The sequence below is a fragment of the Candidatus Paceibacterota bacterium genome, assembly GCA_028714275.1.
In the GTDB taxonomy this organism is placed as follows: Bacteria; Patescibacteriota; Minisyncoccia; order Phycocordibacterales; family CAINVO01; genus CAINVO01.
Genome location: JAQTMP010000046.1, coordinates 1 through 5651 on the forward strand (window position 1 = coordinate 1; position 5651 = coordinate 5651).

Here is a 5651-nt window from a genome sequence, read left to right on the forward strand (position 1 = left end):
ATGCCGACCGTATATGTAAGTTTTTTCGTGAGCCATAAGATGCCCAGAGTATACTATATTTGTATTGAAGTCCATATCGTGCTGTAATGTCTGGTATGAAAAATCAGTGGAAAAAAAGTAAAAACCGCCAGGAAAATGCCACAAAACCCACGCGGGGGCGCGGAAGCGGACAGGAATTTTGGAATAAAGAATACAAAGGAGCCGGCAAAAGAAGCCCTCAACAAAAAGCCCACTTGGCTCTTTCAAATACGCCTAGCGGAGATCTGGTCAAATTTACCCGCTGGCTTGAGCGCGAATACGGGCGGCTTTATTTAAATCCGCTTGCCTCAGCTGTCGATCTTGGTTGCGGCAACGGGCGCAATTTGATCTATTTGTCTGAGAATTTTGGCCTGCGAGGAATAGGTTTTGATATTTCTCGTGAAGCTATCTTGCAGGCCAAGAGTTTGAGTGGGGGTCCAGGATCCAAGCAAAGGTTGCCCCTTGAATATCATGTCGACTCTATTGCTCACTCTCCTACCGATCCTTTCCCGGTGGAAGACGGCAGTCAGACTTTCGTGCTGGACATGACGGCCTCCCATTTTTTAAAAAGAGAAGAGCGAAAAGCCTTGCGCGCCGAGATCAGCCGCATGCTCAAGCCGGGCGGCTGGCTTTTTTTTAAAACGTTTTTACTGGACGAAGATCTCAACGCGGAGCGTTTGCTTCGTGATCACCCCGCCGAGGAGTCTGGCTCATATATTCACCCTCAGATCGGCGTGTCCGAACATGTCTTTACAGAAAAAGAAATCATCCAGGATTTTGAGGAGTCTGGCCAATTTACTATTCACAAAATAACCAAATCTCATCGGCATTTAGAAAATGGCCGGGCCGGCAAAAGACGCAGTCTTTCTGTCTATGTTCAAAAAATGCTCTAAAAACTAAATTTCAATTTTTGAAAATGAAATTGCGCCAATCACCACAAAAATCAAGGTGACCACCGTCAAAACTGACAGATCCGTGAAGAGAGACATGGAGCCAATATTGGTCAGGCTTTGGCGAATCCCGTCTATTCCATAAAAGAGAGGGTTGAGCTTAATAATGCTAGAAAGGACTCCAGGCAGCTGATCAACTGGAAAAATGGAGCCCGAAAGGAAAAAGATAGGCATGACGACAAAGTTCATGATGAGCTGAAAGCCCTGCATGTCCTCCAAAAAACTGGCGATAGCCGTACCGAGAGCCGTAAAAAGCAACGCTATCAAAAACATAAAAAGGAAAACCATTGGCAGGAGCAAAAAGTTTTCAATCTTGAAGCCAAACAAAACGGCCAGCAGAAAAACTATCACGCCCTGAATGACGGCCACCGTGGCCCCGCCGAGTGTGCGGCCGATCATGATATTGAAACGAGAAACTGGGGCAGCCAGGGTTTCTTTCAAAAAACCAAACTGCTTGTCCCAAATGATTTCTATGCCAGAAAAGACGGCTGTAAACAAAATGCCCATGGCCACTATACCAGGGGCCAAAAATTCCATATAGTTGCCACCTCCCGCTTTGGCAAAAACCGGACCAAAACCGAAACCAAAAGCCAAGAGGAAAAGAATGGGCTGGCCCAAGGAGCCGACAATTCTCGCTTTTGAGCGAAAATATCTTTTTAATTGGCGGAGCCATAATATGTATATAGTGTGCATAAAATTTTAGCTAAATTTACTTTCAACCTACCGTCTAAAAAGTCTGGCGTGAGCCTTAAAATCATCTTTGGCTGAAGTATCCTCCGGACGGATAGTCCTGCCGGTAATTGAGAGAAAAGCCTCCTCCAAACTCTTGGTGGATGTTTCGGCACAGAGCTCAGTCGGAGTGCCCTGAGCTACAATTGTGCCGTGATCAATAATAGCGATCCTCTCAGCCGTCCGATCGGCCTCCTCCAAATAGTGAGTGGTAAAGAAGATTGTGATTCCTTCTTTTTGATTTAGATTTTTGAGATAACTCCAAATTTTATTGCGGGTCTGAGGATCGAGACCAACCGTCGGCTCATCGAGAAAGAAAACTTTTGGATGATGGAGCAGCCCGCGAGCAATTTCCAGACGGCGCTTCATACCGCCGGAGAAATTTTTTACCAGGTCGTCTTTTCTATCCCAAAGCTCGACAAGACGCATCAGCTCCTCAATCCGATTTTTATAAATTGTTTTAGGCACACCGTAGAGCACAGCGTGGTACTGCATATTTTCATAAGCCGTCAACTCGGTATCCAGGCTCGGATCCTGAAAAACGATACCGAAAGATTTACGGGTATTGTCTGGATCGTGCACAGTACTAAAACCATTGAGAGTGATCGTGCCCGATGTAGGATGCAAAAGAGTGGTCAACATCCGAATAGTAGTGGTCTTGCCGGCGCCATTTGGTCCAAGGAAAGCAAAAATTTCTCCTTTTTTAACATTAAAGGAAATATCCTTGACGGCCGTCGACTTTCCAAAGTCTTTTCTAAGGTCTTTGACTTCGATAATATTATCTAGATTTTTAGGCGTTTTATCCATAGGTTTAGGGGAAGTATATCATACATACATTGCTACACCCTTTGCTTTATTTTATTACAACTTTTCTTCCACCAATGCCGGCAGGCTATCGGCGCCCGACACGTTTACCACGTCAAAGCTAATCCTTCCAATCACCTGCCCAGACAAAGTATCCACATTGACTCTCCATGATCCGGGAGCCAGATTGTCCCTTTCCGAATAAGTCCTATATCCTCCTTCACGGCCGCCTAAAATAGGTAACCTAATAGAACCCTCGTTAATCCATCGCCTTTTTACATCATCATAGTACTGCCATTGGTGAATGATGGTGGTATTGAGGTTGGTAGGAGAAAAAATAGAGGTATATAAGTAAAATGGCTGGCCCGCTACCTGATGGACGGTCTCAATCAATTTAAAATAATCCCACCAGCTTTTTTGCTCCCCTTGAACATAATAATTGCTAACACCTTGCGAGCCTGTGGAGTCAGTCACTCTGGTCAAAGAATGATAAACCCCCGCATCTTTTAGCGAAAGCGGAATGGGCGGAATCAAGTTGGTAAAATAAAGCAAATTGACTATGACAAAGACACTGATGATAGAAAAAATCAGGGGCTTGCGGCTTTTGACAAAACGTTCTCGGGAGATGATGCGCAAACATAAAAGAAAAATGACTAGAATAAAAAAAGTCACTAGCCCGCTCAAAATAAAGACCCAGTCTCCTATTTGATGCATAGCTACCGGTACTATATAGATAGCAAAAGAATAAATAGACAAAAGCAAAAGCAAAACCTGGAAAACCAAGCGGGTGTAATGATGCTTCAAAACCTCGTTGCAGACAAAGGCCGCCGCCAGAAAAAGCATAAAGGGCCACGAGACAGCGAGGGCGGCGCTGCGAAAATAAAACACCAGAAAAGTACTGAGCAAACCTCCAAAAGAAAACTGCACGACGGCGATCAGCCAAAAATGCAAAAGGGATTTGGTTTTCTCAGAGAAACGTTCTTTGCGATTCTCGTAAAGATTCAAAAAAATAATACCCACAGCCGCAAAGAGCAAATGGGCTCCCACCCACAGATTTTCCCAAAAGAGATCAACTCTCTTGAGGGTGATGGCGTCAAAGACGAAACCGCTCACCAAGAAAATGGAGGAAAAATGCCGCTCGTAGCGCTTGTACCAATTCATAACCTAAGTATACTACACAAAAATCTAGAAAACTGAATAGACACTTGGGGTTTCCAAACCTAAAACCCAGGCAGAAAAACCCTGCAGACCGTTTTGATTGATGAGGCTTATTTTTTTAGCAATACTCTTGGCGTTTTCGTACCAGAGAGTGTAGTGATTCTTGCCGACTTTGTATTTCAGAAAAGGCGCTTGCTCTGCCGTGCTATAACCCAAAGTGACTTTCCGAGTGTCCAGAGTATTTTTGATGCCGGCATAGCCTCCAATCCCAACTAGCTTACCTGTGGCATCATTCCATTTCCAATAATACATCGGTATGCCCAGAGAAAGCTTGGAGGCTGGAATAAATTGCAGGCCGTAGTCGATCACTTTTTTTAGCCAAGAATATCTGGCGACCGGCCCTTTGGACACAGGATCGTCATAAGACATGATACTGATAAAATCAGTGCTCGAGGCCAGTGACGCATAATCATACGCCCCGATCAAATCATCCCACAGAGTTTTGGGATAATCACTTGGGATGTCTGAAATCTTGGACACAACAGCCACGCTCAAGACCAGGTTGGCTTTTTTAAAGGCCTGCCCTGCCTTTTGAACGAAAGCTGAATACTTATCTCGATAGGTCAAGTTGATCTGTTCAAAATCCAATTGCCAACCGTAAAATTTTTGTTTTTGAGCCTCGCTGATCAGGGACTGGATCGCCAAAGCCTGAGCCGCTTGGTCATCGAGAAAAAGGGCCACGCTGATTTTATCAAAACCGGCGTTGGTGACTAGAGGCATGACTTTTATATTCTTTTTTTGGACAAATTCAGTCACCGCTGGATTGAGACTGCCTGTCAGGTTGCCCTTATCATCTATGGAATACGCCTGCGGGGCCAGTATATCTATAGAATCAGGATGTTGAAACAAAGACAACCTAGCTTCTTCGTTATCCACGTAATAAAAAATCCGAGTAAGCTTGGTCGAGGCCGGCTTGGCCGAAGCTTCGGCTCTGGAAACCCCGATCGACCCAAAAAACATCACCGAAAAAATAATCGAAGAAAAAATCAAAAAAGTGTGAGAAAATTGTGAGTTTTTTGGAAACATAATTTTAGTATACTCCTTTATTGATACTGTATGTACAACGGCTGGGGCTTCAATTTCAAAAGCTCAGCGGGAGTAAGCATGTGGGTGCTTGGTGGCTTGATGTCATTCTTATAAAACAATTTGAAACCCGTAAACTGCACAGGTTCAGAAAAAATAAACTGCTGATAAGTGTTGAGTTTTCTAGCCGGGGAGCTCCAGCCATCCATATCCATAACTATCTGCACTTCAGGTAAAGGAGTGATCTGCTTGTAGTTGGTGACCATTCTCTGAGTAAAGCGATGGACCACTAATATTTTAGGTGGCAGATTATTTTTTTTGACTAAATCAGCTAAATAATTGGCTGCAAAATTTATGTCCGTCGCATCCATAGTCCCTATCTCAGTCCCCGGCTTGGCTCCAGATTTCATGGAAAATTCAGGGTCTAAAGATAGATGGACCTGAGGCATTTGCAAATATTTTTCGAGCAAAGGAATCTCCGTCTGAACATTGCTCAGACCCACTTGCACGTCCAGAAAAACAAGCCCGTGTACTTTTTCAGCAAGCTGCACGGCATAATCAATCTGACTATCTGGCATCCGTAATCTGTATTTGCCATCTGCTCCCGGGCTTCCTTGGGCGGTGACCGCGATATAGTCAATGGCTGGTATGACTGGAGTACTTGGATCGGCCGCTTTCCAGTCCGCCACTACCCCCTCGAGCATTTGAAGCATTTGAGCTTCCGGATATTCTCCGAGCACTCCCATTTTTGTAGAATAAAAGTTACCGTAATACGCGACGATGCGGTTGAAAGGCAGGAGCGCTCCAGCTATCGGATAGGCTGTCTTGACTGGCCAGAGATGTGGCACTATTTTTTTTGTGGACGAAGCTGTCGAGCTTTTAGTAGAGGTGCCCGAAAGCGTAGATCCG

General features: G+C 44.7%; 6 protein-coding genes. 1 reads left to right on the forward strand and 5 read right to left on the reverse strand.

Annotated elements, in window-relative coordinates:
• Window positions 1-95: 95 nt before the first annotated feature.
• On the forward strand, window positions 96-911 hold the full coding sequence (locus PHF79_03750; GenBank protein ID MDD5318895.1) for a class I SAM-dependent methyltransferase: 816 nt from the start codon (window positions 96-98) through the stop codon (window positions 909-911).
• A 3-nt stretch (window positions 912-914) separates the two neighbouring features.
• Here PHF79_03750 and PHF79_03755 read toward each other — a convergent pair whose 3' ends face one another.
• The 5 genes from PHF79_03755 to PHF79_03775 form a co-directional block, all read right to left on the reverse strand.
• Complete coding sequence (locus PHF79_03755; protein MDD5318896.1) at window positions 915-1661, reverse strand: ABC transporter permease; 747 nt, start codon at window positions 1659-1661, stop codon at window positions 915-917.
• 27 nt (window positions 1662-1688) lie between these two features.
• Entirely contained in the window at window positions 1689-2504 is an 816-nt protein-coding gene (locus tag PHF79_03760; GenBank protein ID MDD5318897.1) for an ATP-binding cassette domain-containing protein, read from the reverse strand.
• Window positions 2505-2558: 54 nt separating this feature from the next.
• A complete protein-coding gene (locus tag PHF79_03765) occupies window positions 2559-3662 on the reverse strand; it encodes a DUF2914 domain-containing protein (protein MDD5318898.1) in 1104 nt (367 codons plus the stop codon).
• A 24-nt stretch (window positions 3663-3686) separates the two neighbouring features.
• Window positions 3687-4745 (reverse strand): glycosyl hydrolase family 18 protein, encoded by a 1059-nt coding sequence (locus tag PHF79_03770; GenBank protein ID MDD5318899.1) that lies wholly within the window; start codon window positions 4743-4745, stop codon window positions 3687-3689.
• Window positions 4746-4762: 17 nt separating this feature from the next.
• On the reverse strand, window positions 4763-5651 hold an 889-nt coding region (locus tag PHF79_03775; GenBank protein ID MDD5318900.1), incomplete at its 5' end, for a hypothetical protein.